This window comes from Peribacillus sp. AS_2 (genome assembly GCF_026891895.1).
Lineage (GTDB): Bacteria > Bacillota > Bacilli > Bacillales > DSM-1321 > Peribacillus > Peribacillus frigoritolerans.
Map to the genome: position 1 here is coordinate 305,745 of NZ_JAPTGA010000002.1, position 26,023 is coordinate 331,767.

24 protein-coding genes and 1 pseudogene are annotated in these 26,023 nt (G+C 39.6%); 7 read left to right on the forward strand and 18 right to left on the reverse strand.

All coding sequences use genetic code 11. The features are described from left to right. Positions 1-15 precede the first annotated feature (15 nt). Positions 16-177 carry a hypothetical protein gene (locus OTG27_RS04265; protein ID WP_268936316.1) on the forward strand — a complete coding sequence of 54 codons (162 nt, stop codon included), beginning with the start codon at positions 16-18 and terminating at the stop codon, positions 175-177. Positions 178-498: 321 nt separating this feature from the next. On the opposite strand, the gene OTG27_RS04270 is transcribed toward OTG27_RS04265, so the two are convergent. Further along, positions 499-1,479, reverse strand: a complete 981-nt coding sequence (locus OTG27_RS04270) for an MBL fold metallo-hydrolase (protein ID WP_268936317.1) — start codon at positions 1,477-1,479, stop codon at positions 499-501. Between the two features lie 277 nt (positions 1,480-1,756). Here OTG27_RS04270 and OTG27_RS04275 point away from each other — a divergent pair, with 277 nt between their 5' ends. Further along, positions 1,757-1,921 (forward strand): hypothetical protein, encoded by a 165-nt coding sequence (locus OTG27_RS04275; RefSeq protein ID WP_153246145.1) that lies wholly within the window; start codon positions 1,757-1,759, stop codon positions 1,919-1,921. Positions 1,922-2,187: 266 nt separating this feature from the next. Here OTG27_RS04275 and OTG27_RS04280 read toward each other — a convergent pair. Then, a pseudogene (locus OTG27_RS04280) lies at positions 2,188-2,681 on the reverse strand (transposase); the annotation flags it as partial. A gap of 235 nt (positions 2,682-2,916) precedes the next feature. Next, complete coding sequence (locus OTG27_RS04285) at positions 2,917-3,543, reverse strand: hypothetical protein (protein ID WP_268936431.1); 627 nt, start codon at positions 3,541-3,543, stop codon at positions 2,917-2,919. A 427-nt stretch (positions 3,544-3,970) separates the two neighbouring features. Between OTG27_RS04285 and OTG27_RS04290 the strand changes: the two genes are divergently transcribed. Next, positions 3,971-4,591, forward strand: coding sequence for an NAD(P)-dependent oxidoreductase (locus OTG27_RS04290; RefSeq protein WP_063575842.1), 621 nt, complete (start codon positions 3,971-3,973; stop codon positions 4,589-4,591). Between the two features lie 168 nt (positions 4,592-4,759). Here the strand turns inward: OTG27_RS04290 and OTG27_RS04295 are convergent, their stop codons facing one another. Further along, positions 4,760-5,500, reverse strand: coding sequence for a VCBS repeat-containing protein (locus OTG27_RS04295; protein WP_268936432.1), 741 nt, complete (start codon positions 5,498-5,500; stop codon positions 4,760-4,762). Positions 5,501-5,898: 398 nt separating this feature from the next. On the opposite strand from OTG27_RS04295, the gene OTG27_RS04300 reads away from it, so the two are divergent. Beyond that, a complete protein-coding gene (locus OTG27_RS04300) occupies positions 5,899-6,489 on the forward strand; it encodes a TetR/AcrR family transcriptional regulator (RefSeq protein WP_308789433.1) in 591 nt (196 codons plus the stop codon). 25 nt (positions 6,490-6,514) lie between these two features. Beyond that, positions 6,515-7,717, forward strand: a complete 1,203-nt coding sequence (locus OTG27_RS04305) for an MFS transporter (RefSeq protein WP_268936318.1) — start codon at positions 6,515-6,517, stop codon at positions 7,715-7,717. A gap of 158 nt (positions 7,718-7,875) precedes the next feature. On the opposite strand, the gene OTG27_RS04310 is transcribed toward OTG27_RS04305, so the two are convergent. The 10 genes from OTG27_RS04310 to murQ form a co-directional block, all read right to left on the reverse strand. Further along, positions 7,876-8,604 carry a GntR family transcriptional regulator gene (locus tag OTG27_RS04310; RefSeq protein ID WP_268936319.1) on the reverse strand — a complete coding sequence of 243 codons (729 nt, stop codon included), beginning with the start codon at positions 8,602-8,604 and terminating at the stop codon, positions 7,876-7,878. Between the two features lie 114 nt (positions 8,605-8,718). Continuing rightward, positions 8,719-9,585: a MurR/RpiR family transcriptional regulator gene (locus OTG27_RS04315; RefSeq protein WP_054400352.1), complete on the reverse strand. Its 867-nt coding sequence runs from the start codon at positions 9,583-9,585 to the stop codon at positions 8,719-8,721. A gap of 23 nt (positions 9,586-9,608) precedes the next feature. Further along, a complete protein-coding gene (locus OTG27_RS04320) occupies positions 9,609-10,505 on the reverse strand; it encodes an N-acetylglucosamine kinase (protein ID WP_268936320.1) in 897 nt (298 codons plus the stop codon). Between the two features lie 34 nt (positions 10,506-10,539). After that, the gene (locus OTG27_RS04325; RefSeq protein WP_268936321.1) at positions 10,540-11,643 is read right to left on the reverse strand and encodes a DUF871 domain-containing protein; all 1,104 of its coding nucleotides are present in this window, start codon (positions 11,641-11,643) and stop codon (positions 10,540-10,542) included. 14 nt (positions 11,644-11,657) lie between these two features. Then, positions 11,658-11,987, reverse strand: coding sequence for a PTS lactose/cellobiose transporter subunit IIA (locus OTG27_RS04330; protein ID WP_034307713.1), 330 nt, complete (start codon positions 11,985-11,987; stop codon positions 11,658-11,660). Positions 11,988-12,066: 79 nt separating this feature from the next. After that, positions 12,067-13,413 (reverse strand): 6-phospho-beta-glucosidase, encoded by a 1,347-nt coding sequence (locus tag OTG27_RS04335; protein WP_307730006.1) that lies wholly within the window; start codon positions 13,411-13,413, stop codon positions 12,067-12,069. A 40-nt stretch (positions 13,414-13,453) separates the two neighbouring features. Beyond that, complete coding sequence (locus tag OTG27_RS04340) at positions 13,454-13,738, reverse strand: hypothetical protein (RefSeq protein ID WP_063575835.1); 285 nt, start codon at positions 13,736-13,738, stop codon at positions 13,454-13,456. 69 nt (positions 13,739-13,807) lie between these two features. Beyond that, a complete protein-coding gene (locus tag OTG27_RS04345; protein WP_098186345.1) occupies positions 13,808-15,097 on the reverse strand; it encodes a PTS sugar transporter subunit IIC in 1,290 nt (429 codons plus the stop codon). A 48-nt stretch (positions 15,098-15,145) separates the two neighbouring features. Continuing rightward, positions 15,146-15,451: a PTS sugar transporter subunit IIB gene (locus OTG27_RS04350; RefSeq protein ID WP_063575833.1), complete on the reverse strand. Its 306-nt coding sequence runs from the start codon at positions 15,449-15,451 to the stop codon at positions 15,146-15,148. A gap of 40 nt (positions 15,452-15,491) precedes the next feature. Next, a complete protein-coding gene (murQ, locus tag OTG27_RS04355; protein ID WP_268936322.1) occupies positions 15,492-16,376 on the reverse strand; it encodes an N-acetylmuramic acid 6-phosphate etherase in 885 nt (294 codons plus the stop codon). A 326-nt stretch (positions 16,377-16,702) separates the two neighbouring features. Here murQ and OTG27_RS04360 point away from each other — a divergent pair, with 326 nt between their 5' ends. Together OTG27_RS04360 and anmK are read left to right on the forward strand one after the other, a co-directional pair. Next, positions 16,703-18,313 carry a glycoside hydrolase family 10-like protein gene (locus OTG27_RS04360; protein ID WP_268936323.1) on the forward strand — a complete coding sequence of 537 codons (1,611 nt, stop codon included), beginning with the start codon at positions 16,703-16,705 and terminating at the stop codon, positions 18,311-18,313. A 149-nt stretch (positions 18,314-18,462) separates the two neighbouring features. After that, positions 18,463-19,635, forward strand: a complete 1,173-nt coding sequence (anmK, locus tag OTG27_RS04365; RefSeq protein ID WP_268936324.1) for an anhydro-N-acetylmuramic acid kinase AnmK — start codon at positions 18,463-18,465, stop codon at positions 19,633-19,635. A gap of 90 nt (positions 19,636-19,725) precedes the next feature. Here anmK and OTG27_RS04370 read toward each other — a convergent pair whose 3' ends face one another. From OTG27_RS04370 to OTG27_RS04385, 4 genes are all read right to left on the reverse strand, one after another. After that, positions 19,726-21,165: an NAD-dependent succinate-semialdehyde dehydrogenase gene (locus OTG27_RS04370; RefSeq protein WP_268936325.1), complete on the reverse strand. Its 1,440-nt coding sequence runs from the start codon at positions 21,163-21,165 to the stop codon at positions 19,726-19,728. Beyond that, positions 21,162-22,550: a solute carrier family 23 protein gene (locus OTG27_RS04375; RefSeq protein WP_145504752.1), complete on the reverse strand. Its 1,389-nt coding sequence runs from the start codon at positions 22,548-22,550 to the stop codon at positions 21,162-21,164. The genes OTG27_RS04370 and OTG27_RS04375 overlap by 4 nt, the downstream gene beginning before the upstream one ends. 14 nt (positions 22,551-22,564) lie before the next feature. Continuing rightward, positions 22,565-23,716, reverse strand: coding sequence for an iron-containing alcohol dehydrogenase (locus tag OTG27_RS04380; protein ID WP_239858396.1), 1,152 nt, complete (start codon positions 23,714-23,716; stop codon positions 22,565-22,567). A 133-nt stretch (positions 23,717-23,849) separates the two neighbouring features. Next, positions 23,850-25,454, reverse strand: a complete 1,605-nt coding sequence (locus tag OTG27_RS04385; RefSeq protein WP_191929710.1) for a sigma-54 interaction domain-containing protein — start codon at positions 25,452-25,454, stop codon at positions 23,850-23,852. Positions 25,455-26,023 lie beyond the last annotated feature (569 nt).

Below are 26,023 nucleotides of genomic sequence, written 5' to 3' on the forward strand. Positions count from 1 at the left end.
GGAGTTGATTTTGGGATGATTGATAACCCATTGCATAAAGAGAATGACGAAACCCTTGTAGAGTCAGTTCAAGGTGGTATCAACTCTTCAATAGGGCGATCCGAAGCCCCTCCAAAAGCCCAGTCAAAAGATCCTGAATTCGATCTTTTTGGCACAGTATTAAATGGGTATCTTTAATTTATACTTCCTTATTGAATAAACCTTATTTCAAGACCTAAAACATTATAAATTCCTAAAAAGAAGAGCACATATTAGTCACGCATAATATGTGCTTTCCTTTTATTAAATTCAAGCGCCCTTTTCGTTAATGATATTCCTTTTGCTCTTCATTGTTCTTCTGGAATTAACACTTCTCCAATTTTATCAATTGAGTTAACTATCGACATTTTTGAAACAGCCTGTCCCTTTATTAACATTAAGAAAAAAGGCTGCATCAGCAACCTTCCTTGGATGTAAGCCCTCTCATTCATGAAATAGCAGAAGCTGGTCCGTTTTAGCTTAGTTCGCCTCGTTAACCGGCTGTTGTACTTGTACCTCTTCCCCTATTTCAATGGATAGTAAATCCTCCCCTACTAACACAGTTCCTTCATATGTTTTTTTAGTTCTTTCGAGCAAATCAGCTTTTTCTTCTGTTAATCCTCCCAATAATACTATATGTGAGTACACAGCAAGTTTTGGTTGTATTTGGCTAAAGACTTTACCTGCTTCCTCCGGTGTAGTGTGAAGATCAAGTATATTGGCGATTGATTCAGATTCATTATCCGGTTTTGCCGCTGCAACCTCATGAATCACCACATCAGCACCTTTGGCAAATTTTATAAGATTTTCATTATAGCGGGTGTCGCCTGAGATAACTACTGAATGTCCTTTGTAATTGACCCGATAACCGAAAGCAGGCTCTATTGATTTATGGTCAACCTTGAAGGCTATTACTTCAATTCCCTTTTTGTTATAGACAATACCCTCCTTGATATCATTTGCGACAATACTTGCTCCTTCAACGTTCCCATTTCCAGAGTCATCCCTTGCATCCAAATCGGCTTTAAATGCTTTATTCATATGTACCATCATTTTCTCGGTTCCCTTAGGTCCCCAAATCTTAAATGCTTGCTCTCTTTTTCCTCCTGTTGGTAAGGAACCTGTAAGCCATACGTCCGGTATACCGATTGTATGATCCGAATGCAAATGCGTAAGGAATAACTTATCAACACTTCCTGGTAACATATTCGCTTTATATAATTGTAAAGCGGTTCCGCGTCCAGCATCAAAGAGGAGTTTTTCATTACCAACTTCTACAAGAGTAGCTGGACCGGAGCGGGATGTACTTAAAAGTGGAGAACCTGTACCTAATAGGGTTACTTTAAAATCGGTTTGCTGGACCGCTGTATGGCCAAATGAAGGAAGAAATAATGATAATGATAGAATTATGGTCACTACCAACAAAAAACCAAACGAAGTATTTCTTATTCTTTTCTTCATAACAAAAACCTCCTGTCAGATTATTTGACTGTACACAAGGAAAACCCAGTTGTTTCGAATATAAAACCTCGTTTCAAAAAAAAACAAATACGCAAAATAAATATTACAATATTTATAATATTCAGTCAATGATAACCGAAAGAATATCGTGTATGTTGTTTCAACCTTCCATTAAGACAACCGGACTCACTTTGGGAAAGAAGCGGAAATAATCTTAGTGAATATTGGATAAATCGTTCATACTAAATAAAAAATAACTGTTCAAGAAGGAGTTTATATGCCAAAAGAAAAAAATAATCCAGCTCAGCCAAAAAGTCAGGTTAGTCGATTAAACGACGTGATGGAAGTGGATACAGATGTCAATGAAGATCCTAATCGGGAAAAATTATTGGATGAATCCGTTGATGCTTTTCTAAAATCGAAAGAAGGACAGGGATATTAGGGGCAAAATTGTGGTCGCTATTGACTTGTTTTAAGACGTTTTTATATTTTTTTCACGTTAAATGGGCCCCTCATGAAGCTATTGAGCGGCCCGTTTTGTTTCCTTATCAACGAACGTTTTTCTTATTGGGATACCTCCACATCGCCATCAAGGTACGCCCGCAAGAGATAATATACAGGGATGTTCTCTTTAATTTGCTATGGTAACGCTAAAAATAACGCATGACAAAAAAACATCCATGTTGAAATTGATTCAAAACTCCTCCGTTCTAACTGAATAAAGAGAGTACCTTTCTTCACAGTCCCATTCCAAAAAAAACTGGTTCATCATTCTTACGATATATACGAGAATTCAACTTCAAACGTGAGATTTAGTAAGCACCTTCATCATTCATTTTCTGTAAGCGTGTAAGTCGAAATACCCTAAATCCCTTATGTATAAGCCTTTCGATTGAATGGTTAGTAAACCCGTGGAACCGAAAGTGGTTTTATCATTTTCCCTCGCTTTTCCTACTAAACGTGGAGGAACTCCCCACCCCTCAGGGCTCATGAGGACACCTGTAGATGCTTCGAGGCGGCTACACAATTGTGTGAATGGGTGATACTCGCGACTGTTGACTAAACCATACACATAAAGCAATTAATTCTTGTGCTTGATATTTAGTTGTACGTTGAACAACACCAACTTCTTTTGCTAATTGTCGTAGAGAAGATGGTGATAAGTAGTTTTGAAACTCTCGTTTTTTTATGATGATACAAATTCACCTAGCTTGATGGCGATGGGGTCCGGCCACAATTTTAACGAAAATATACGCAAAGCCTTCGGATGTTACCAGACCCGGCCGTCTCTCTTCTATAAAGTCTGTTTTTATGAAGTAAATCTTTTTGTTCGTGATAACAAAAAGGAAATATTTGTTTTTGTGTGAATAAGTCGAAAATATATAAAGGTGAACTAAACATTGTATATTTTCGACTTGTTGCTAAAGTACCAGGGTTTCATTCACATCTGTACTTGAACTGAGGCTCTGTCTGTATATAAAAAGCATTTCTTACTTGTGCACTCCAATTTGCAAAGGCTGATCTCCATTCAGGAGTGTTAAAGAATTGATCTACAGTTTGAGTTTCAGAATGCCAAACTATAAATAGGTTGAGTGGGGCAATTCCTCCTGCCCAAATTCCATTATTTGCGTCAGTATCTTCTTCCCTTACTAATAAAAAGGGTAGACCAAATTGAAAAGCCATTGAAGGTTCTACTTGTGAATAAACTGATCCTGTCCAGAATGGAGTGGAAGGTGGAAGGGGTCCTGCATTGACATCAACTGTTTGAATTTTAAAACGACGAAGGTTTACTGCCAACATTCCATAGCTTGATGAAACTAACCGACGAATATCAGTTAAAATGGATTCAGGATAACTTTCGCTTAATGGTAATGTACGCGGAAAAAGCAAAGCATTCTCAATCTCTAAAATTAGACGGTTTAGAAACCGTTGTTGGTTGTCATTTAAATGAGTCGTCGTACTTAAAAATATAGGAATACGATAAGCACGATCAATACACTCTTGCTGTGCCGATTCTATTTTCGCTTTATCTTTACGTAAAGAGCTATGCTCATTATTACTCAATTTCTCTTCATCCTTGCGTGAAGAGCTATTCTTACTTTTACTCACTTTCTCACCTCCTTTTTTTATTAGTATATGGAAAAGGAATAAGTGAGCTTGGACATAACAGAATTTCATATTAGAAAGGCTTTATAAAACAAAAATTAGTAATTTTGTCTAAATATGAATAATTTTATAAAAAATTTATTTAATTTCTGAAGCAGGAAATAGGTAATCTTTCATTAAGCTATCCACAATAAAGTTTTGGATGAATTCAATGTTGAGGAAAAAATATACCCACAACAAGATTGTGGGAAAATGCTCTTGGGCATGGGGTACCGCCAGCAAACACTGGATTATAATGATTTAATGCACAAAACTCCCCATTAGTTGAAAATGACGATACAATGTTAGTGGAATAATTATATTAGATAAAAAGGAGGTCGTTTCCATGAATATTTTAATTTTGGGTGCAACTGGACGAGTTGGGGGTCAATTAGTTATTTATGGTCTGCAAGACAATCATCATGTTACGGTTTTAGTTCGCACTCCAGAGAAGATTGCTATAAACAATGCCAACTTAACCATCATTCAAGGTAATGTTTTAAATAAAGATGATATCGTACGCGCCATGCATGGAATTGATGTAGTTATTAGTGCACTTAATACAGATGGGACAACGACTTTATCAGAAAGTATGCCACTAATTATCGAAGCTATGGAAAACGAAGGTATACAACGAATTATTACCATTGGAACGGCAGGTATCCTCCAAAGTAGAACAATCCCAAATTCTTTGCGTTATCAGACAAGTGAATCGAAGCAGAAGTCTACCCGTGCAGCGAAAGAACATCATGAAGTTTTCGATTTGCTTAAACAATCAACACTACAATGGACAATTGTCTGTCCAACGTATTTGCCGGATGGAAAAAGAGTTGGTATATATCGTATAGAAGGCGACTTTTTGCCGGAGGATGGGGTTGAAATATCCGTTCCGGATACAGCAGAATTTGCATTTAGTCAAATAAAAAGTAACGATTATTTAAAAGCACGTGTAGGCATTGCCTACTAAAAATTCCAATATGCATTAAACCCCTTCGAAGTTAAATCGTATAGAAAGCCGGTTCATTTTTCTTCCTCAATGAACACAGTCAGGTGAACCATTGCCAGGAATATTTTCCGGTTTCTTTTGGGCGAAGATTTTGCCTGCACCTTGTACATGACCATCTATTCCTTTGTGCTATATTCCCTTTCCAAATATAGCCACATTCTGCCGGTCAGGAGCAAATGCTTTCCCGTTCCATTTCAATACGGTCTGTACAAATCCCAGTGAGTCGGCATTGTACCTCCCTGCGATCCTCTGATACGCTTCGAGCTCATATATGCCATCTCTATTGAAATCAACCGGATATAAACCAGATAAAGGATTGACCCATCCTTCAATCGGCGCCTTCAATATACCTTCCTTGTTATAAATTTCAGACAAATATTCCTGATCCTTATAAGTCAGGTCAAGAATGTACCTTTCTTTTAGGTAATGACTGTTCACCTTCACTTTGTATTGGTTTTGATAATTAACATCGTATTGAAAGGATTCATTGAATGAATCTGAATTAAAAATGGTCATGGGTTTACCGTTAAGGTAGGAAAAAACATACGCATAAATGGAACCCCCGCTTCCTCCTGTATCAATGACCACTAATATGTCATCCCCCTCATTACCTGTAAAATCACCAAGAAAAAGGGTCGGATTATATCCTGCGTCATTTTTCATTGGAACTTGTTCATATTGATTAGTCCTCCCATTATGGATAACCAAGGTTATATTCCTCCAAAAGGGACTATCAGGGGTTTTGTTAGCGGTAAGAAAAACATTGTCCTTTATCCCGTCCCCATCAATATCTCCCTGTTTTGAGGTCACTATGACTGTTAAGTTTGAGTTCATTTGTCTTGAAAGAACGGTTTGGAGGTTCCATTGCATGACTAGCAGTTCCTGTTTGGAAGGATAAGGATTCTGAAACGACAAGGCGTTATCTATCGTCTTCAGTGCTTCATTTGTTAATCCGGCCCTGCTTTGGGTCTCAGCCAAACAGTACCAATAATAAGGATGATTCGTTTCTTGTATTTTTGTGTAATAGTAATGAATCTCATTTCTGATGTCATACATATCCAACTTCATCCCACCTGCCTCTTTAATTTCCATATAGAATTATATGCAGGAATTTTGTGAGTAGCCTTGAGTGCATAGCTATGTCCTTTTCAAATATAGCGCCATAATTATCAATGATTTCGGGCATATTACCTTTTTATGAACATATTCGCTTGCATATATTTATGTAATTTGCTATTATAACTGACGAACGTTCGTTAAATTATGAGGTGATATTATTGAAAAGTAATGAAATTAAGGAAGCCGCTCTAAAATATTTCACGATTCATGGTTATGAAGGAGCTTCGCTTTCTCAAATAGCTGAAGAAGTCGGCATGAAAAAGCAATCCATTTACGCTCATTTTAAAGGCAAGGATGATCTTTTCCTGCAAGTTTTACGTGATGCGAAAGAGACGGAGCTATCGTCGAAGCTCCAATATTTCCGTAAAGTTGATTCAAAAAATCCTGAAAAAGATTTATACGGATTCCTTCAATTGGTCATCGACCTTTTCCAAAAAAATGAGCATATAAAGTTTTGGCTGCGTATGTCCTTTTTTCCGCCAGCGCATCTTGAAAAAGAAATCGGGCAGGAAGTGATCGATATCGAGGAAAAGGTGCAGGCGATCCTGGAATGTAAATTCCATGATTGGATCAATGCCAAATTAATCGTCGAAGATGAAGCCATAACTCCGACCTATGCATTCTTGGGAGTCGTGGATTCCATTTTGCTTGAGCTTGTATACGGCAATGATGAGAAACGGCTAAATGATAAATTATCAGCCTCCTGGAAAGTGTTTTGGAGGGGTATTTCGCAAAAATGATTCACAAAGAAAGTGGTGTTAAAACATGAATAAACAAATTAAAGATCAAAAGGCGGTATTAATTATTCTTCTAAGCAATATATTCATTGCTTTTCTGGGAATAGGACTCATCATCCCCGTTATGCCGTCATTTATGAATATCATGCATTTATCCGGAAGCACGATGGGCTATCTGGTTGCCGTATTTGCGGTTTCACAGCTTGTCATGTCTCCTTTCGCAGGTCGTTGGGTTGACCGTTACGGCAGAAAGAAAATCATCATCATCGGCTTATTCCTTTTTGGTGTTTCTGAACTAATCTTCGGTGTAGGGACAAATGTGTCGGTGTTTTATTTATCTAGGATCCTAGGCGGAATCAGTGCCGCCTTTATCATGCCTGGTGTTACTGCATATGTTGCGGACATTACATCCGTTCAAGAAAGGCCAAAAGCAATGGGCTATATTTCAGCCGCCATTAGCTTGGGCTTTATAATAGGACCAGGAATCGGTGGCTTTGTTGCAGAATATGGTATACGCTTGCCCTTCTTCCTTGCGGCGGGCATTGCTTTTATAGCTTGCCTTTCATCAATATTCATTTTAAAAGAACCGATGACAAAGGAACAGCTTGCAAAAGTTTCTGCTAATACAAAGCAAACGAACTTTATCGGCGATTTAAAAAAATCTCTGAATCCGCTTTACTTCATTGCGTTCATCATTGTATTTGTACTCGCTTTTGGTTTGTCAGCCTATGAAACGGTGTTTAGCCTATTTTCTGATCATAAATTCGGTTTCACGCCGAAGGATATTGCCATTATCATTACTATAAGCTCTATTTTCGGAGTTGTTGTACAGGTATTCATGTTTGGAAAGCTGGTAGATATTCTCGGCGAAAAGAAGCTTATCCAATTATGTTTAATCGTCGGGGCCATTTTTGCGGTAGCATCCACTATGATTTCCAGCTTTTTGGCAGTACTAGTGGTAACTTGCTTCATATTCCTTGCATTTGACCTGCTTCGTCCGGCATTGACGACATTTTTATCAAAAGCTGCCGGAAAAGAACAAGGATTCGTTGCTGGAATGAACTCCACCTATACGAGCTTAGGGAATATCGCCGGGCCATCCATGGGAGGATTGCTTTTTGACGTAAACATCCACTACCCTTATCTTTTCGCTGCTGTCATTATCGTCATTGGCCTTGGCATTACAGTCATTTGGAAAGAAAACCGATTGACAGAAAGCTTAGCGAAATAATGAAAGTCCTGGATTGTTAATCCGTATCTTTCCTTTCTATCTGGCAAATTCTCAAACTTGAAAAATGATATTCTACTAAAAACCCCCCTTGTCCATATTTGGGCAGGGGGGGTTTTTTAGTAATCTTTTTGTAAACGGGATTATTACTCCCATTTTGCTCACGATAACCGCTCCAAATTGATTTTGAATGTATATCGATCAGCCCGGTAGACAGATCTGACAACCGCAAGTGGTTGATTCGTTTCAAGGGTACTTCTTCGATCTATCAGCAATACAGGGGAACATTCAGCTACCCCGAGCATTTCCGCCTCTTTTTTTTGAGCGATGGCTGCTTCAATTACCTGTTTGCCATGCTGGATTTTTAAGCCGAACCTTTTTTCAACATAATCATGAATGGCACTTACAGCTTTTTCTTCCGTAAGGTCCAGGGCATGATCTTTACGGATGTATAGCTTTTCATATGCCATCGGCAACCGATCAGCAAGCCTTACACGTTCAAGTTCGAAAATAGCAGTTCCTGCTTCAACCTCAAGATTTGCAGCAAGTTCATGATCTGCCTTGACCTCCGTAAAACTGATAACTCGCGTACTTGGTTTAAGTCCTCTTGAAATCATATCCTCTGTAAAGTTAGTCAGACCTTGCAAGGGCGGCTCCGATTTTTGTTCGGCAACGAAGGTTCCTTTTCCGCGCTGCCTGTATAAATAACCGCCATTCACGAGGTTAGAAATGGCCTGTCTCACCGTCATCCTGCTTATGCCATATTTTTCAGTGTATTCTTTTTCTGAAGGAATCATCTCTCCTGGCACCAATTCAAGACTTTGAATCGCTCCTTTAATCTCCTCTTCAAGTTGATGATAAATGGGACTCGGAGAACTCTTTTGGATCATTCAGCTTACATCTTCCTTTCATCGTGATGTATATTTTTACAAGGCATCCTGATTGGGAACATCTCAAGCTAAAATTTAGGTTCGTTGATTTTATCCATTTTATTAGGCCCGCATTTAGGTATCCACATTCCTTTTTGTGAATTTCAGTACCGATTCCCTTGAACGTTCAATTTCGTTTTTATTTTCATTATAGTATTTAGAAACATACGCATAGAAAATAATGCTGACCGTTAGAAATTGGGCAAAAAGCGAACTTGTTGCAGCACTTCGGAATTTAGCCTCCGGTGCACGGACATGATTTAGTGACATATCAACTTTTTTAGTTAGTCCATTGTTCCCCAATCGCGATAAACCAATTGTTTTAATGCCATATGCTTTAGCAATATCAACGAGTTCCAGGATTTCTTCAGTTTCGCCACTATTGGATATACAGAAAAAAACGGTATTCTTTGATGATGCAGCAAGTGCAGTGGCCGTAATATGCGGGTCTTGATTGGCACTTACAATCTTTCCTAACCGTAACCATTTCTGTGTAATATCTTCAGCAACGAGCCATGATGCCCCTAAACCATAGACATAAATCACGTCTGCACTCCTCATGGTTTCAATGATATTGTCAAGAACGGCCTCATCCAAATAATGTGCCGTTTCTTGTATTGCCTGGACAGAGTTGGACACAATTTTATTTTTGATCGATGCTATTGTTTCATTAGGCTCAATGTCATGGAAACCTTTTTTCTCCGGCTGGGAAATCAGGGATGATAGGGATACCTTCAGTTCTGAAAAACTATTAACTTTTATGGAATGACAGAACCTCGTTACTGCCGAACTGCTTGCGTTGGCATGGTCGGCCAATTCATGTATCGTCATTCTTACTATATCTTTGGGATTTTCTAAAATATATTGTGCAATTTTCTTTTCTGATTTGGGCAATTGGTTCAATAAACTTTCAATTCTCAATATAATATTTTCGCCGTGCATATGATTTACTCTCCTTGATCTACTTACTTTAAATGCTTCATTGCTATGTAGTAACAACCCAATGTAGCTGATACGTCTTCTAAAACAAATTTCACATTTGGGTTTTCAAGTTTAATATGATTGATGAATGAGCTTTGCACCAATGGTACATTAGACAATATGCTACCTTTTAATGCAATTGTAACATTCTCGCACAACTTTAACTTCTTGATAACCTCAAGCGTTTGTTTTGCAAGGTGGTACCCGGCCTGATTCAGAATATTTTGCGAGAAGCCATCTCCCTTCTCCGCATGTTGGACTATTAGGGGAACAAACGCGGCTATCTCGGATTTCGTGGCAGAATAAATGAATTTCTTCAGTTCCATTACACTAAGATAGCCAAGTTTTTTCAGTATCGACTCGGTTAAATGGCTATATTCATACCCTTCATCCTCTTCTTGCGTCATTCTTATAAAAGCCTGCATGGCGATCCAATAGCCACTTCCTTCATCCCCAAGAATGTGTCCCCATCCACCAGCCGATTTCTCGATTCCTTCATGGATGCCGATACTTACAGATCCCGTTCCGGATATGGTCAAAATGCCATCATTTCCTTTTAGCAAAGCAGCATGAGCGATAATTGCATCATTTACAATGGTGAACGGGGCCTTAAATGCCTTGCTTAATGCACTTTTTATGCCCTGCGGATTTTCAACTCCTCCATACCCGGCTAATCCTAAACAAATGTATAGGCAGCTGCCATCATCAATAGGAGTCATGCTTTGTTCAATTGCCTGTATAATGTTAGCGGTGGCTTGTTTTTCATTAATAAGCAGGTTTCCAAACCCCGCTCTGCCTTCACTAATTTTATTACCATCCATATCATAAGCCACTGCTTCAGTTTTGGTCCCTCCGCCGTCTACACCGATAATATAATTCATGTCATTCTCCTATTCAGTAAAAAAGGAAGGAATATCACCGTTCCTTCCCTGATCCATTAATATTGAATTGGAATTTCCCCCATGGTTCCAAATAATCGAGGAGAAAAATTTCCTCTTCTGCTATTCGGCCAACTACATTGGTTTTCCCCGAATTCTTCATTTTCTTCAAAGCAATCTGCAATTCCCCTTTATATTGTCCATAGAGCTCGTTTTCAATTAATATATCACCGCGTCCAATATCAGGCGTATATGTTGGTTTAAATTCTTCGCTCTTATATTTCACGCGTGATTGAGTCGAGCGAATTAGATAATCGGAAACATCTCCACGGTAAAAATGGAATTCTTCCAATACTATTTTTTTCTCCAAATCTGTTATGGTTTCGTGAAGGTTAACATTAAATGTTAACAGACCGCTGTTTAACAAGCTAAGCTGTTTCAATTCATCTTCAGATGCGTAAGCATTTGCTATGATTACATCATCAATCAATCCTGTTGCATACAAATGTTTCGCTTGTGTTGTAATCGGTAATTCCCGGTGCATTTCCAAGGTACATAATCCTTCCATTATAGGCCAAGGTCCGTACGTTGCTGCATGTGAGCTTATGAAAGCTGCCGTGCGGATATTATGCTTTTTGAATGACTCACAGCATTTAATGAAATGTGGATAGCTCAATCCTGCATAGCGATGGGGATAGAAGTTGTGCGATCCAACTAAGTTTTCTATATTTGGTTTGTAATCCATGATATTTTCTAGATACCTCGTTGCATTACTCATGTTTATTTCAATTTTTAGACCATATGGATTATGTGTCATGATCGACTCTTCGTTGCCTGTAAAACCCATGTCCAGCCTGATTCCATACGCGCCTAATTCTGCAAAGAATGATAAGTCATTATACGAAATGCCTAGTGAACCGAATACTCGGGGAGCAATATCGACCATCACTTCCATATTCAATTGATTGGCATAATGAATCGTTTCTTTAAATTCTTTTAAAATCTTCTCTTTGTCTCCTTCTATTGAAAGCAAGCAAGTAAAGATCTTTTTGAAGCCATATTTGTGTGCAAGTGCAATGTATTCCATGTCTTTTTCAACGGTTGAATGCTCTGGATAGATAGATATGCCGAGTTTACCCATTTTCAATCACCTCTTTACTGTTGTGGGGCTAGCTTTTTTACTATGCGAATCATGTGTTCTATTAGTTTTTGTTCGCTCATTGCAGTCATCAAGTGATCTTGAGCATGAATCATCAATAAAGTTTTCTCACTTGGAACTCCATTCAATTCTGCTTGAATGAGCTTGGTTTGTGTCTTATGGGCCATGTTCAATTCTTCCTGGCCTTGTTTAATTAGTTCCTCTGCCTTTTCAAAATTAAATTCTTCCGCTTCTTTCAGTGCTTCGAATGCTAATCCTCTTGCATTTCCACTATGTGATATTATTTCAAAAATTTCCATTTCGTTATTGTTCAGTTCAGTTGACATATCATTACACTCCCATTTATGTTAGATTATGAAGGTTCATTGGATTTCTGTAATCCAGATTCACTAGTTAAAACACCATTCACTTGATGTTCGGAACAGCACTTCCACTGAAGAATCGCGGTAAGTATTCTTCATGCGCTTTTAAAAGTTTTTGTAAAACCATTTCCGCCAGGTCATCACTTGGGATGAGCGGGTTGATCGTTAAAGCCAATAACGCTTTATCATAAGAACCTGTAACGGCTGCCTCAGCACCAATTCTCTCAAATGATTTGATTTGTTGGATCAAGCCATGCACTTGTACGGGTAATTTACCCATAGCCAAAGGAATTGGTCCATTCTTTGTGACGATACAGCTTACTTCGACCGCTGAATCATAATCAATATCAGTCAGCGATCCTTTGTTTTGTACATTTAGCACTTGAATGTCTTTTTTATCATTATAAATAGAAGAAATGACGTTACATGCTGCATCACTATAGTAAGCTCCACCGCGCTGCTCTAGTTGTGGAGGCTTGATGTCAAGGGTTTCATCCTTGTATAGGTCAAATAAACCTTCTTCTAATTTTTTCACAACTTCAGCTCGGGTTTTCCCTGATTTGAATGCTTCCAACTCTTCTTCTAAAATCGTTTTTGTTTTGTAATAATACCGATGGTACGGGCAAGGCACCACTCCTAAGGATTTCAAAAACCTTCTGTTCCAAGCCAATGGGGCAATATTCTTCATTGTCAGCTGAATTTCAGGATTGCCAAGCATTTCAAGCACTTTATCTGTTACTTCTTGATCATCAACGAACACATGCATCCCGAATACCATGTGGTTCAAACCGGCGAAATCTATGTGCACTCTCTTCATATCGACACCAAGCATGCTAGAAATAGACATATGCATATTAAATGGAACATTGCATACTCCAATGACTTTTTTATGTTTACTGTAGCGGAGTAGGGCTTCCGTTACCATTCCCGCTGGATTTGTGAAGTTAATTAACCATGCATCAGGACAGAGCTCCTCCATTTCTTCTGCAATTTCCAGAAGTATGGGTATCGTTCGTAATGCCTTGGACAATCCTCCTGCCCCATTTGTTTCTTGACCAATTAATCCTAATTCCAACGGGATCCTCTCGTCCTTGATTCGTGCATCAAGTAAACCCACTCTCATTTGAGTTGTGACAAAATCAGCATCTTGCAAGGCTTGACGGCGGTCTAACGTTAGATGTATTTCCATTGGAAGTCCTGCTTTTTCAACCATCCGTTTTGCCAAGGTTCCTACAATCTCCAGTTTTTCTTTTCCTGCCTCAATATCCACTAACCACAGTTCCCTAATAGGCAACTCATCATATCGTTTTATAAATCCTTCTATTAATTCTGGCGTATAACTGGAGCCTCCACCGATTGTGGCAATCTTCAGCCCTTTTTCCATTTCCATTTCCCCAACACCTCATCGTAAGCTAATCTGGATTCTTCATTCATTTATAGATTATTGCATAACAAACCAGTGCACTTACCGCTAATAAAGACAAGAATAATAGTGTTGCTTGTTTCTTGTTTTTAAACTTACCTTCAACAAAACAAACAACCATCGTCAATCCTGCGCTTATGGCAAAGGTATTTCCTAAGTACAGTGATAATTGTTTATTTATTTCAAAGGCATCCATTAATCTGTTAAAGATAAAATTAAAAACAAGAATGAAGCCAAAAAATAGAAAGGCACTTTTGTAACTAAAAAAGTGAATTCTGGATGTTGAATTCATGTCCTTTCCTCCTCTCAATTTATAAAAGGAGTTTGGAGCATTAGTCCCAAACTCCCTTTTAGGTATTCCTTATAAAGCGATATTTTTATTATCCGTTGTTTCTACCATGTTTTCCTGTGCTAAAAGCTTTTTATCGTACATCTTAAAGAATGGCAGATATATAAGGACCGAAATCGTTAAATTCACCATCACGAGAACAATGGCTCTCCAATCCCCGCCCGTTGAAAGGTAGGCACCTATTGGAGCGGGCAATGTCCAGGGAACCATTACATATGTCGGGTTCACAAGTCCGATGGACGTTGCTATATATGCAAGTGTTGCTCCAATCAGCGGTGTAATGATGAATGGAATAATCAGTACCGGGTTTAGTACAATCGGCATCCCAAAGATAACAGGTTCATTGATGTTAAAAATGCTCGGCACAATTGTTGCTTTCCCCATTGCTTTACTATAGCTGGACTTCGCCGTTAAGAGCATGGCTATTACTAATCCCAATGTTGCACCAGATCCACCAATCCAAATAAACCATTGGAAGAATGTTTCAGGTGCTATGTGGGGAATTGCCTTTCCAGCTGCAACTGCTGCCGAGTTATTCCCCAAGTATACTTCCCATACCGGACGAGCTACGGCACCTACTACCGATACGCCGTGAATACCAAATGACCAGAAGAATGTAATCAAAAATACTGGAATTAATACACCTGGCAATGTATCGCCAGCACTGATGAGCGGTGCAACCGCTTTATCAACAAGTGAATGTAAGTCAACAGCAAAAACGACTGTAATTAAAGTCATGACAAGCAGGACAATTGAAACTGGAATTAATGCTTCAAATGAACGGGCTACTGAAGTTGGAACAGAATCCGGCATTTTAATCGTGATATTTTTTGTTTTACAAAAACGTAGAATTTCGACAGCAAAAATGGATACAAGCATTCCTACAAAAAGGCCATGGCCTCCGAGATTTGTCATTGGCAAAACAAACCCCACATCATCCATCATTTTTACACCAATTGTGAACAAGAAGGCTGCCAATGATAGTAAACCTCCAGATAGCGGATCAAGTTTATAGCTTTGAGATAAGCTGTAGCCAATACCAAAAGTAATATATAGCGTCATGATAAACATCGTTAATCGATATGGAATTAAAATTTCAGCTATATGTTTTGCAGACCATTCACCTAATGCAGTATCTGCTGCAACGGGCGGAAATGCAATGATCAAGAATAAACTGCCAAAGATGATGAATGGTAACGCGGAAACCACACCATCCCTAATTGCGCGTAAATGCTTTTGCTCAGACAATTTAGCCATAGGTGTTGAAAGATTATTTTCTAAAAAAGCTACAAACTTGTCCATTCGTGTTTTCCCCTTTTACGTTTAGTGATAAGAATAGTGGTCCGTTTATTATTTTACTAGTTCCGTTACAAGTTTAAGTAGCTTAGGTCCGCCAAGAGGGCTGTAGGCTTGAGCTGGAATGGCTTCACATGGGACGCCCGCTTCATCAGCAGAAGCCTTAAAGCCGTCGAAACGATGTTTGACTTGCGGAGCTACCATCGCAACATCCCAGCCATTTCGTACTTCTGCATCGAATTCTTGTGTGCCGACCGCCAATACTTCTATGTTTATACCCTGTTTTTCCCCTTCCTTTTTTAAAGCGCTTACAACGATTGCACTGGACATTCCACCTGAACATACGAATAATACCTTCATTATTTGTTCCTCCAATTTTTTGATTTTTTTATAAAAAGCGTTAAATCGTTTTTCTAATGAATCCTTGTGCCTTCACTAAACGATTTGACGCTTCTTCATATGATACATTCGTTAAAATCATGACAATGGCGATTTTAGGCTGGGCATGTGCCTTTTCTAAAAATTCATCTGCAATTTCATAGCTGCAGTCAGTAGCATCCATGATAATACGTTTTGCACGTTCAACCAGCTTTTCATTAGTTAACTGTAAATCTACCATTAAATTCCCATAAACTTTTCCAATTCCAACCATTGAGGCGGTGGAAAGCATATTGCATACTAACTTTTGCGATGTTCCAGCTTTTAAACGTGTAGAACCCGTCAGGACTTCAGGCCCATTTACCACTTCAATCGCAACTTTTGCAATCTTACCTATTTCGGAACCTTTGTTACAGCTTATCGACACAGTTCCTGCACCAACTTGATTGGCATATTCCAATCCAGCAATAACATATGGAGTGCGTCCACTAGCTGCAATGCCCACTACAACGTCCCTGTTTGTCAATTCGATTTTCTTCAAATCTTCAGGACCTAATTCAAAACTGTCTTCAGCACCTTCAACCGCCTTAATGAAAGCCTTTTCCCCACCAGCTATGAGACCCACTACTTCACTCGGATCGGTATTGAATGTCGGGGGACATTCTACTGCATCCAATAAACCGATGCGCCCGCTTGTTCCAGCACCCATGTAAATTAATCTGCCGTTTTTATTCATGGCTTCAACGATCATGTCCACAGCTTTAGAAATTTGCGGAAGTTCTTTTTTTACACAATGGGCAACTTTAATGTCTTCTTCGTTCATCACTTCTAAAAATTCAAGAGTTCCCATTTCATCTAAACTCATGGTCTTTTCATTACGACTCTCTGTCGTTAAATGCTCTAGCATACATATCATCCTTTTTTATTTCAGTGGTGAAAGTGGTGAAACTTTATTAGCTAATATATCACTATTAAAATTTAATTTCAATATTGTATATACATTTTTAAAATTTAATTTTAAAATAAAAGTAAGATAACTAATTGATTGTTATCTTTCTGCTAAAAATAAAAAATGTAAACCGAGTAGCCATTTAGTGAACCAAACCTACGATTCTTTTTATTGTTAGATCTTATCTCACTATTCATGGATGACAAATTCATATATTCATTATTTGTTAACGCTTACAAATAATTAAATATAAATATTAGTAATGAAATGAGGTTGTACTATTGATGAATGAAAGAATTACAAAGAAAAAATTCGGTTCATTGGCACTAGCCGCATTGGTGGGAGGATCACTTCTCCTTCCAGCTGATTTGATTGCAAATGCAGAATCAGGGACAATCCCGCAAGCAACCACTTATGTAAAACAGGAACTGCGGGCAACTTGGATTGCAAGTGTGTTAAATATTGACTGGCCGTCCAAACCTGGTTTATCCATATCAGCACAGAAAGAAGAATTCATAAAATATTTGGATGAACAAAAAGCGATGGGGATGAATGCTGTCGTTATGCAAATCAAACCCACTGCGGATGCTTTTTATCCTTCTGAATACGGTCTTTGGTCAAAATATTTAACAGGGGTCCAAGGAAAAGATCCTGGGTATGACCCTCTTGCATTCATGGTAGAAGCGGCACATGATCGTAATATGGAATTCCATGCGTGGTTTAATCCGTACCGCATTACGATGCCTTTAGGTAAAACAGCTGAAATAGCGGATATTGATAATCTTTCAGAATCTCATCCTGCTAGAAAGCATCCGGATTGGGTCATACCATATGGACAGCAATTGTACTTTGACCCAGGCATTCCTGGCGTACAACGGTTTGTGATCGATGGAATATTGGAAGTTGTTAAGAATTATGATATCGATGCAGTCCATATGGACGATTATTTCTATCCTTACAAGATTGCAGGAGTACCTTTCCCAGATGATATTTCCTATCAAAAATATGGAGCAGATAGATTTACAAATGTTGAAGATTGGCGCAGGGATAATGTAAATAACCTTGTTAAGAATATAAACGAAGAAATCAAGGCAGAAAAATCTTTTGTGAAGTTTGGTATAAGTCCATTTGGAGTTTGGCGCAACAAAGCAGTTGATCCCACAGGATCTGACACTGCCGCTGGACAAACGAATTATGATGATTTATATGCAGATACCCGAACATGGATCAATAATGGATACATTGATTATATTGCCCCTCAATTATATTGGAATATAGGATTGCCAGTAGCTGACTATGCCAAACTTCTGGATTGGTGGACAAAAGAAGTCGCAGGAAAAAATGTTCAACTCTATATTGGACAGGGAGACTATAAAATTAATACAGAGTCCAATGGTGTGCAAAACTGGTTCAACCCTGAAGAAATGCCAAACCAGTTAAAACTGAATCGAACATATAAGGAATTTGATGGAAGCATGCATTTCAGTGCCAAGGATTTACGGAAAAACCCTCTTGGGATAGCGGATCGCTTAAGCGAGGATATTTATAAGCATCCCGCATTGGTTCCAGCCATGCCTTGGATTGATGATCATGCACCAAAGGCCCCAAAGGTGAGCAAGGCCACACAATCAGGAGACGGGATACAATTCGAAATTCAAGATCATAAGCAATCAGATGCAACCTATTATGCCATTTATCGTTTTGATGGGAAGAAACAAGGAAACATTGAAGATTCAACGAACTTACTTGCCACAGTGCATAAGGAAAATACAAGTCAATTGTTTAATGACGGCAGTGTAGAAAAAGGAAAGACTTACACATATGTTGTGACAGCATTGGACCGCACCCACAATGAAAGCAAACAAACTAAACAGATTGATATAAAAGTACAATGATCTTCAAGAAATAGCATTATAGTTTAATGAACAATGGACGTAAAGCATCCATAAACAATATATTGGAAAAGGTTTTATCTTAATAGCATACACTGTTGTATATTATGCTATATCACGATGATAAAAGAATCGAAGTAGGTGGAATGACGATGTACATAGTTGGATTAATGTCCGGAACATCACTGGATGGAATTGATGCCGCACTTGTTCGGGTGAATAATAGTGGACTCGAGACTGAAATGGAAATGATTGAGTTCGTGACATGCCCGTTTCCAAAAGAAATTGAAAAAGAAATTATGCAGTCTTTCTCTGCAGATACATCCAATGTCCAGTTAATATGCAGTTTGAATTTTAAATTAGGGAAATTATTTGCCGATGCAGTAAAGGAAGTTTGTCATAAAGCTGGATTTCCCATTAATAAACTTGATCTTATTGGATCCCATGGACAAACCATTTACCACCAGCCTTTAAAAGAACAAAATTATATCCCCTCCACTTTGCAAATTGGGGAAGCTGCAGTAATTGCTCACGATACAAACACACTTGTAATCTCTAATTTCCGGACGATGGACATGGCTGCTGGTGGACAAGGAGCTCCTCTTGTTCCTTTTACCGAATACATTCTTTATAGAAGTGAAGCAAAGGGACGATTACTCCAAAACATAGGTGGCATTGGAAATGTAACCGTCTTACCCAAGCAAGCATCTTTGGATGACATGTACGCTTTTGATACAGGGCCTGGGAATATGATCATTGATGAAGTATGCCGCCAATTGTTCAATATAAGCTATGACGAAGGTGGAAACATAGCTAAACAAGGACAAATCAATGACGAACTTTTATCTTATTGTATCAGTCATCCTTATATTATGAGCCCTCCACCAAAATCAACCGGCAGGGAATTGTTTGGAAAGCAATATGTAGTAAAACTATTAAAGATGTTTGAATCGCTTCCAAACCAAGATATTTTGGCAACCGTAACAATGTTCACAGCAAAGTCCATTGTGGAAAACTATCGAAATTTCATCTTCCCAAAAACCAGTATTGAAGAAGTGATCATTGGCGGAGGTGGCAGCTATAACAAAACGCTATTAAACATGATTCAATCACTGCTTGGAAATTCTATTCAAGTTTTGACTCAAGAAGAGTTGGGATACTCTTCTGAAGCGAAAGAAGCGGTGGCCTTTGCATTACTTGCAAATGAGACTTTCCATGGTCATACAAGTAACGTTCCCATGGCTACCGGTGCTGACTTCGATGTCATCCTTGGAAACATGACCTTTCCTCCTTCCTATCTGAAGGGACGTAAAAATGCATTTTAACCATTGAAAAAGAGTGGAAGGCACATCGATAATTGATGTGCCTTCCACTCTTTTTTTGCCTTAAGAATCATGGCGGACCCTTCTGTTTTTTTACTTGCCAAGCTGCATGGAGACATACTTCACTTCTAAATATTCATCCATGCCGTAGTGTCCGCCTTCCCTGCCTATACCGCTTTCCTTCATGCCTCCAAATGGCGCTTGTGCAGTGGATGGGGCACTGTCATTAATACCGACAATCCCATATTCAAGTGCATCCGAGTAGGCAACCGCCTTATTAAGTGACTCGGTATACACATAAGCTGCCAAGCCAAAATTCGTGTTATTGGCTCGATCTATCGCTTCTTGATCGGTTTTGAATGTACTGACTGGCGCAATTGGCCCAAACGTTTCTTCCTGCATGCACAGCATATCATCCGTTACATTGGAAAGTATGGCTGGTGCTATGAAATGGCCTTGTTTTTCATCGACTCTTGAGGTGTTATGGAGGATGGCGCCCTTACTTGCAGCATCCTCCAACTGAAGCCGAACCTTTTTAACTGCAGCTCCATCTATCAAGGGACCAAGATCGGCTCCTTCCATTCCATTTCCAACCTTCAAAGCTAAAACAGCTTGTTCGAAAGCTTGTAAAAACGGCTGTTCAATTGTCTCATGGACGAATATCCTGTTCGCACAAATACATGTTTGTCCAGCATTCCTGAATTTCGATTGAATCAAACCATTTACTGCTTCTTCGATATTCGCATCCTCAGCAATGATGAACGGAGCCAATCCACCGAGTTCAAGCGAGACTTTTTTCACTGTTACTGCCGCCTTTTTCATTAAATGTTTCCCTACTGGAGTGGAGCCGGTAAATGTGATCTTCTTAACACGTGAATCATTCATCCACACGTCTGATACATCTCCCGGTTTTTGTGTAGTTACAATATTTATCACACCAGCCGGAATGCCCGCTTCATGAGCACTTTCAACCAATAGCAAAGCGGTCAAAGGCGTTTGTTCCGCGGGTTTTATGACCACGGTACATCCCGCAGCAAGAGCTGGCGCCACTTTTCTCGTGATCATGGCAGCAGGAAAATTCCACGGGGTAATGGCAGCAATGACACCGACTGCCTGCTTTTGCACTAATATACGCTTTGATGCAACGGAGGCTGGTATGATTTCCCCATAGTTGCGCTTTGCTTCTTCAGCGTACCATTTCACGAAACTTGAGGCGTACTTCATTTCACCTTTTGCCTCTGCCAATGGCTTTCCTTGTTCCAGGGTCATGATCGTTGCGATTTCATCCAGCCTGTTCTCAATGATGGTATACCATTTCTCAAGTAATTCCGCCCTATGGTATGCACTCGTTTTCGACCAAGTCAGAAAAGCAGCTTGAGCTGCATCCACAGCAGCCTTTGCCTCTTTTTCGTTAGCGTCCGGAACATAGCCCACAGGCTCCAATGTTGCTGGATTTTCCACTACAAAATGACTTTCTGTATGAATAGGTGCGCCATTAATATAAATTGGCCATTTTTCCACTACTTTTTTCATGATGCCTTACTCTCCTCTTCTTCTCCATGATCTGTAAAAGTCTTATCATTCTCTCCTTTGAAAAAGTCCTTGCCATATAATAGGACACATAATAGAATGCCTGCAGCAAACGCCATGCCAGCACCTTTTATAACAAGGATGGCAGCAACGACACCTGCAATTCCGAGGTCGCGTTGGCTCTTCGCCTGCATCACGCCTACGCGTACGCTAACATATCCTTGAACCAAAAGCGTCAAGGCCAAGGCGACACCGAGAATGGGTTCCACCAGGCTGACTACCGGCAATAGGAATAACCCTGTATTCGTACCCCAACGGAACGAGCCGGCACCGCCGAAGAAAGAATTCATGGCTTTCTTGCCATTCTTGAACCGTTCCACAACCACGACCTGCATGGCTGCCCACAACGGACCGCACATTGTTATATCAGGTCCGATAAAACTCATGATCACATTTCGGCCGCCAAAAATTAAATGGGCTCTGTTTGGATTATAGTCCACCTTTTCATCTTCCCTGACCTCATCGGATTCAGAAAGCAGCGCTTTTGTTTTGAGCACATCCCCGAATACGACTAAATAAGTAGCAAAAACAGCTGGAATCGCACTTAAAAAGAAGGTCAAGGCAGGAAAACCTAAACCGAAAACAGTATAGTCTGACCATAGCGTAGCAAAATCCGGACTGCTGAATCCCCATTGGATATCAGGCCATTTTGCTTCTCCAAAAATCGGGGCTACAAAGACCGCGAGTAAAATTGCCGGCAATATCCCTAAATTCCCTATGAATACCCAAGCTTTATTTCGCATTTTCAATTTTCCAAAACTTTTCGAAAAAAGCAGATAAAAAGCAAAGCCGATACAAATGCTAATTGTATAAGGAAATAAATCAAACTTTCCACCCACTTCAAAAATGGAAACGACAGCACCAATACCCGCCCCTAAAATAATGCCTGATTTGATTGCATTCGGCACTAGCCGCACGACCTTACTGGCAAGTCCGGTCATTCCTAGCAATATCGATAAAATACCTAATGTTAATTGAAACGCAACGAGTGCATAGACCCGATCAGGCCCCTCCGGAAATTGCCCGACGAATAATACAAGCAATGGAACCGCAGGTGTAATCCAACCTGGTATAACCGGGTCCCCGAGTAAATGATGCGCCAAGTATAATAATCCATTCAAGATAACGACGGCTAGAGCCACGTCAAAAGGCATACCGAGATGGTCTGCAAGCAGCGTTATCGCTCCAAGGTCAACTGCACACATCAATAATCCTTGAACGTAGTCAGGCCACTCAAAACGATAATGGACAAATGGCAGTCTAATCTTAAAAGGTCCCGCAGGTATATACGATGTCTCTTCTCCGTAGCGGCGTTTTTTCCATTTCATAATGTTTCCTCCACTTAAAAGCCATAGGCTGAACGGTATATTTTTTCGATATCCCGAACGTTTAATGCACGGGGATTATTGCGAAGTAAACGGACTTGTTTGATGGCTTCGGCAGCCATTTCACTTAAAGCCGATTCAGGAATCTCAAATTCACTTAGTGACTGTGGTATATCAACATAGCGACATATTCTGGTCATCGCTTCTATCGCTTTATCCGCTGCCTCATCATCATTTAAATGATTGACTTTCTCTCCAAGTGCTTCAGCAATGTCGCGAAACCTTTCCAAACAGGCAATTTTATTCCACTTCATGACAAATGGCAGTAATAATGAATTGCTGACTCCATGTGATAAATGGAAGCGGCCTCCAAGCGGATAAGCTAAGGCATGAACAGCTCCAACACCCGCATTGCCAAAAGCTAACCCTGCCATTAGGCTTCCAGTGATCATCGCTTCCCGTGCTTCCAGATTATCCGGCGCAGCATAAGCCTTTGGTAAATGTACAGCGATTAACTTCATGGCCCCAATTGCCAAGGCATCTGTAACGGGCGACGCAAATTTGGAAATATAGGCCTCTACGGCATGAACAAGTGCATCCACTCCGCTCGCAGCAGTCACACTTGGCGGGCAAGTCAGCGTCATGACGGGTGATACAATCGCTACATCCGGTAAAAGGTACGGACTTACGATTCCCTTCTTTACCTGTTCTTTTTTGTCCGATAAAATCGAAATATTCGTCACTTCTGACCCGGTCCCTGCCGTCGTGGGTATCGCTATTAAAGGGAGACCTGGAACTTCAATCAAGTTCGTACCGAAATAGGTCTCGATGCTGCCTGAATTCGTAGCCATGACGGAAGAGGCTTTTGCAATATCAATCGCACTTCCACCTCCTACCGCAATCAGTCCATCATGTTTTCCGTCCTTGATTGTCCGTACACAATTCTCAACGATTTCAATTTCCGGTTCTGGATTCACATCCGAGAATATACCGTATGCTGATGAAAGTAAATCCTCAACCCTTTGTACAACCCCGGCACCCACTAAAACTTTATCTGTAACGATCAACGGATTCCTCATCCCTAATCGCGTAGCCTCATCAGTCAGCTGCTGTAAAGAATCTGCTCCTGTCACCAATTTGTTAGCCATAGAAAAAATAGAAATATTCATGGTTATCTCCCCTTTCATGTATTTACTAATGCAGGAATCATGCCAAAGTTTGAAAACGCTTAATTCATAAGGGAGATACCCTTTTTTTCATGTGTTACCGGATAAATAATGAGTAGAAATCAAATCAAATAAACTAATTCGATTCGTTTTCTAATCGCATGTGAAATTTTTTCATTTTTTGCACCAAAGCGCTTTGACTGATATCCAAAGAGATGGCAGCGGCCCTTGTAGTCCCATATTTCTTCATCGCATTCAATATCAGGGAACGCTCCAGCTCGGAAACGGCTTCCTTCAAAGAATGTGTTGTCGTTTTTTTTGATAATACCGGCTGGATGAAAGATGGTAAATTAGGTAAATCAATCGTATCATCATATGTCGTGACGACCAGCCGCTCTGCAAGACTCGCAAGCTCACGTATATTGCCAGGCCACGAATAGTTCGTCAGCCATTCATAGCATTCCGGTGTCATCTTTTTCTTCTCATTATATTTTTCATTGAATTTCTTCAAATACATTTCTAAAAGCGGGATCGTTTCTTCCTTTCTCTGGCGTAAAGGCGGGACTTCAAAGGAAACGATATTAAGCCGGTAATAAAGATCTTCGCGGAAGGATCCTTCTTGCACGAGGGAGGCAAGATCGCGATGGGTGGCTGTAATTAACCTGACATCCACTTCTTTCATTTCGGTAGAACCCACTCTCATAAACTTGTTTTCTTCTACCACTTTCAATAGTTTCACCTGTAACTCTAAAGGTAAATCCCCAATTTCGTCCAAAAATAACGTGCCACCATTCACTTTCTCAAAAATCCCCATTTTTCCATTCTTAAGGGATCCGGTAAAAGCCCCTGGTTCATATCCAAAAAGTTCAGATTCCACCAAGTTCGCTGGAATGGCTCCGCAATTTAATTCAAGGAAAATCTTTTCCTTCCTGGAGCTTTTGGCATGTATGTACTTGGCGATTAAACTCTTCCCTACTCCCGTTTCCCCCTGCAACAAGATCTTCGCATCCGTTTTAGCCACTTTATCAGCCAGTTTGAATAAAGGAGTTGTAGAAGGACCAATGATTATTTCCTGTAAATTCACCTGTTCCGAGCCAGGCAATAATTGGGAAATAGGTTGAAAAGATAACTTTTGGCTGTCAATCGTATACTTCATCCGGATTAATTCAGTAATATCCCTGACACTATTTATGACAAATATGACTTCATTTTGTGGCGATAGAATAGGTGTGGCCGATACGATAATCTTTCTTCCATTTCGAATTCTTTGTGTCAGAGTAACTTGATTCTTCGTTCGAATGGAATCCAATGAAGCCGAAACGGATATCATACCTTGCTCAATTAAATAGCTCATCGGTTTTCCGATGATTTCCTCTTCTCTTATTCCAGTAATACGTTGATAAGCTTGATTGATAAATAATGTCGTTCCATCACCATCCGTGATATACACGCCATCATACAGTGCATTAAAAACAACCCTGCATAAATCACTCTCAAAGAATGCTTGAAATTGATCATATGGTATTGAGTAATTCCGTAAATTTTGCAGCGGTGCATTAACCGTAATGAATTGAGAAATGGGCTTCGTCAAATCACTCTGCTGCACTGCCGCTGATAACGCCTCTATTGTCAAAAATCCGATGAAATCCTCTGAATCATCCAAAACTTCCACTTCAGTGCTTCCTATCGGGAAACACGATATTGCTTCCTCCACTGTCATATCCGAATAAAACTTAGTCATCAATATCCACTCCCTGACTGGTCTTTACTATTTGATAGAACGCTTCCTCCTTGATTGAAGACTTTTTGAAGGTCCTGTCGGCTTCCTAGTCTTTTCATATTAAAGAAGGCAATAAACTTATTAACTTATATTGTGTGAGCATTATTGTAATGTTTTTTCCTTTTTCTTTTTAATGATACTATGTACGACAATCAACGACACCAAGAATAAATGCTGTACCGGTAAAACGATTCAATCTCATTGCCCTATTTCTGATTAAAACGATAAATAGCAATGGTATGTTACTTTTATCATATCAATGGTGTTTTTTATGCTCAAATCCATTTTCACTCATCACAGGAAAACTTGTCCTTTTGTTGCATAATAAAAATGCCTGCGAAATGGCTCATACCTTAAGATTGTTTATTCTCAGTTGAAGCTTAAGATCATTTGTTAAGTGCTTTAAAAGGTTTTCCTACAGTTTGAAAAAACCTAATCCGTATTTGGATTAGGTTTCAGACTGTCGACAAACTCGATGAAAACTCAGTTTGCATTGAAAAAAGTTAGCAGATGATTTCAGAGATCCGCTC

Coding starts and splice junctions, on each gene's coding strand:
- OTG27_RS04265 (WP_268936316.1), top strand. CDS start 16: ATGATTGATAACCCATTGCATAAAGAGAATGACGAAACCCTTGTAGAG.
- OTG27_RS04270 (WP_268936317.1), bottom strand. CDS start 1,479: ATGAAGAAAAGAATAAGAAATACTTCGTTTGGTTTTTTGTTGGTAGTG.
- OTG27_RS04275 (WP_153246145.1), top strand. CDS start 1,757: ATGCCAAAAGAAAAAAATAATCCAGCTCAGCCAAAAAGTCAGGTTAGT.
- OTG27_RS04290 (WP_063575842.1), top strand. CDS start 3,971: ATGAATATTTTAATTTTGGGTGCAACTGGACGAGTTGGGGGTCAATTA.
- OTG27_RS04295 (WP_268936432.1), bottom strand. CDS start 5,500: ATGCAATGGAACCTCCAAACCGTTCTTTCAAGACAAATGAACTCAAAC.
- OTG27_RS04305 (WP_268936318.1), top strand. CDS start 6,515: ATGAATAAACAAATTAAAGATCAAAAGGCGGTATTAATTATTCTTCTA.
- OTG27_RS04310 (WP_268936319.1), bottom strand. CDS start 8,604: ATGATCCAAAAGAGTTCTCCGAGTCCCATTTATCATCAACTTGAAGAG.
- OTG27_RS04315 (WP_054400352.1), bottom strand. CDS start 9,585: ATGCACGGCGAAAATATTATATTGAGAATTGAAAGTTTATTGAACCAA.
- OTG27_RS04320 (WP_268936320.1), bottom strand. CDS start 10,505: ATGAATTATATTATCGGTGTAGACGGCGGAGGGACCAAAACTGAAGCA.
- OTG27_RS04325 (WP_268936321.1), bottom strand. CDS start 11,643: ATGGGTAAACTCGGCATATCTATCTATCCAGAGCATTCAACCGTTGAA.
- OTG27_RS04330 (WP_034307713.1), bottom strand. CDS start 11,987: ATGTCAACTGAACTGAACAATAACGAAATGGAAATTTTTGAAATAATA.
- OTG27_RS04335 (WP_307730006.1), bottom strand. CDS start 13,413: ATGGAAATGGAAAAAGGGCTGAAGATTGCCACAATCGGTGGAGGCTCC.
- OTG27_RS04340 (WP_063575835.1), bottom strand. CDS start 13,738: ATGAATTCAACATCCAGAATTCACTTTTTTAGTTACAAAAGTGCCTTT.
- OTG27_RS04345 (WP_098186345.1), bottom strand. CDS start 15,097: ATGGACAAGTTTGTAGCTTTTTTAGAAAATAATCTTTCAACACCTATG.
- OTG27_RS04350 (WP_063575833.1), bottom strand. CDS start 15,451: ATGAAGGTATTATTCGTATGTTCAGGTGGAATGTCCAGTGCAATCGTT.
- murQ (WP_268936322.1), bottom strand. CDS start 16,376: ATGCTAGAGCATTTAACGACAGAGAGTCGTAATGAAAAGACCATGAGT.
- OTG27_RS04360 (WP_268936323.1), top strand. CDS start 16,703: ATGAATGAAAGAATTACAAAGAAAAAATTCGGTTCATTGGCACTAGCC.
- anmK (WP_268936324.1), top strand. CDS start 18,463: ATGTACATAGTTGGATTAATGTCCGGAACATCACTGGATGGAATTGAT.
- OTG27_RS04370 (WP_268936325.1), bottom strand. CDS start 21,165: ATGAAAAAAGTAGTGGAAAAATGGCCAATTTATATTAATGGCGCACCT.
- OTG27_RS04375 (WP_145504752.1), bottom strand. CDS start 22,550: ATGAAATGGAAAAAACGCCGCTACGGAGAAGAGACATCGTATATACCT.
- OTG27_RS04380 (WP_239858396.1), bottom strand. CDS start 23,716: ATGAATATTTCTATTTTTTCTATGGCTAACAAATTGGTGACAGGAGCA.
- OTG27_RS04385 (WP_191929710.1), bottom strand. CDS start 25,454: ATGACTAAGTTTTATTCGGATATGACAGTGGAGGAAGCAATATCGTGT.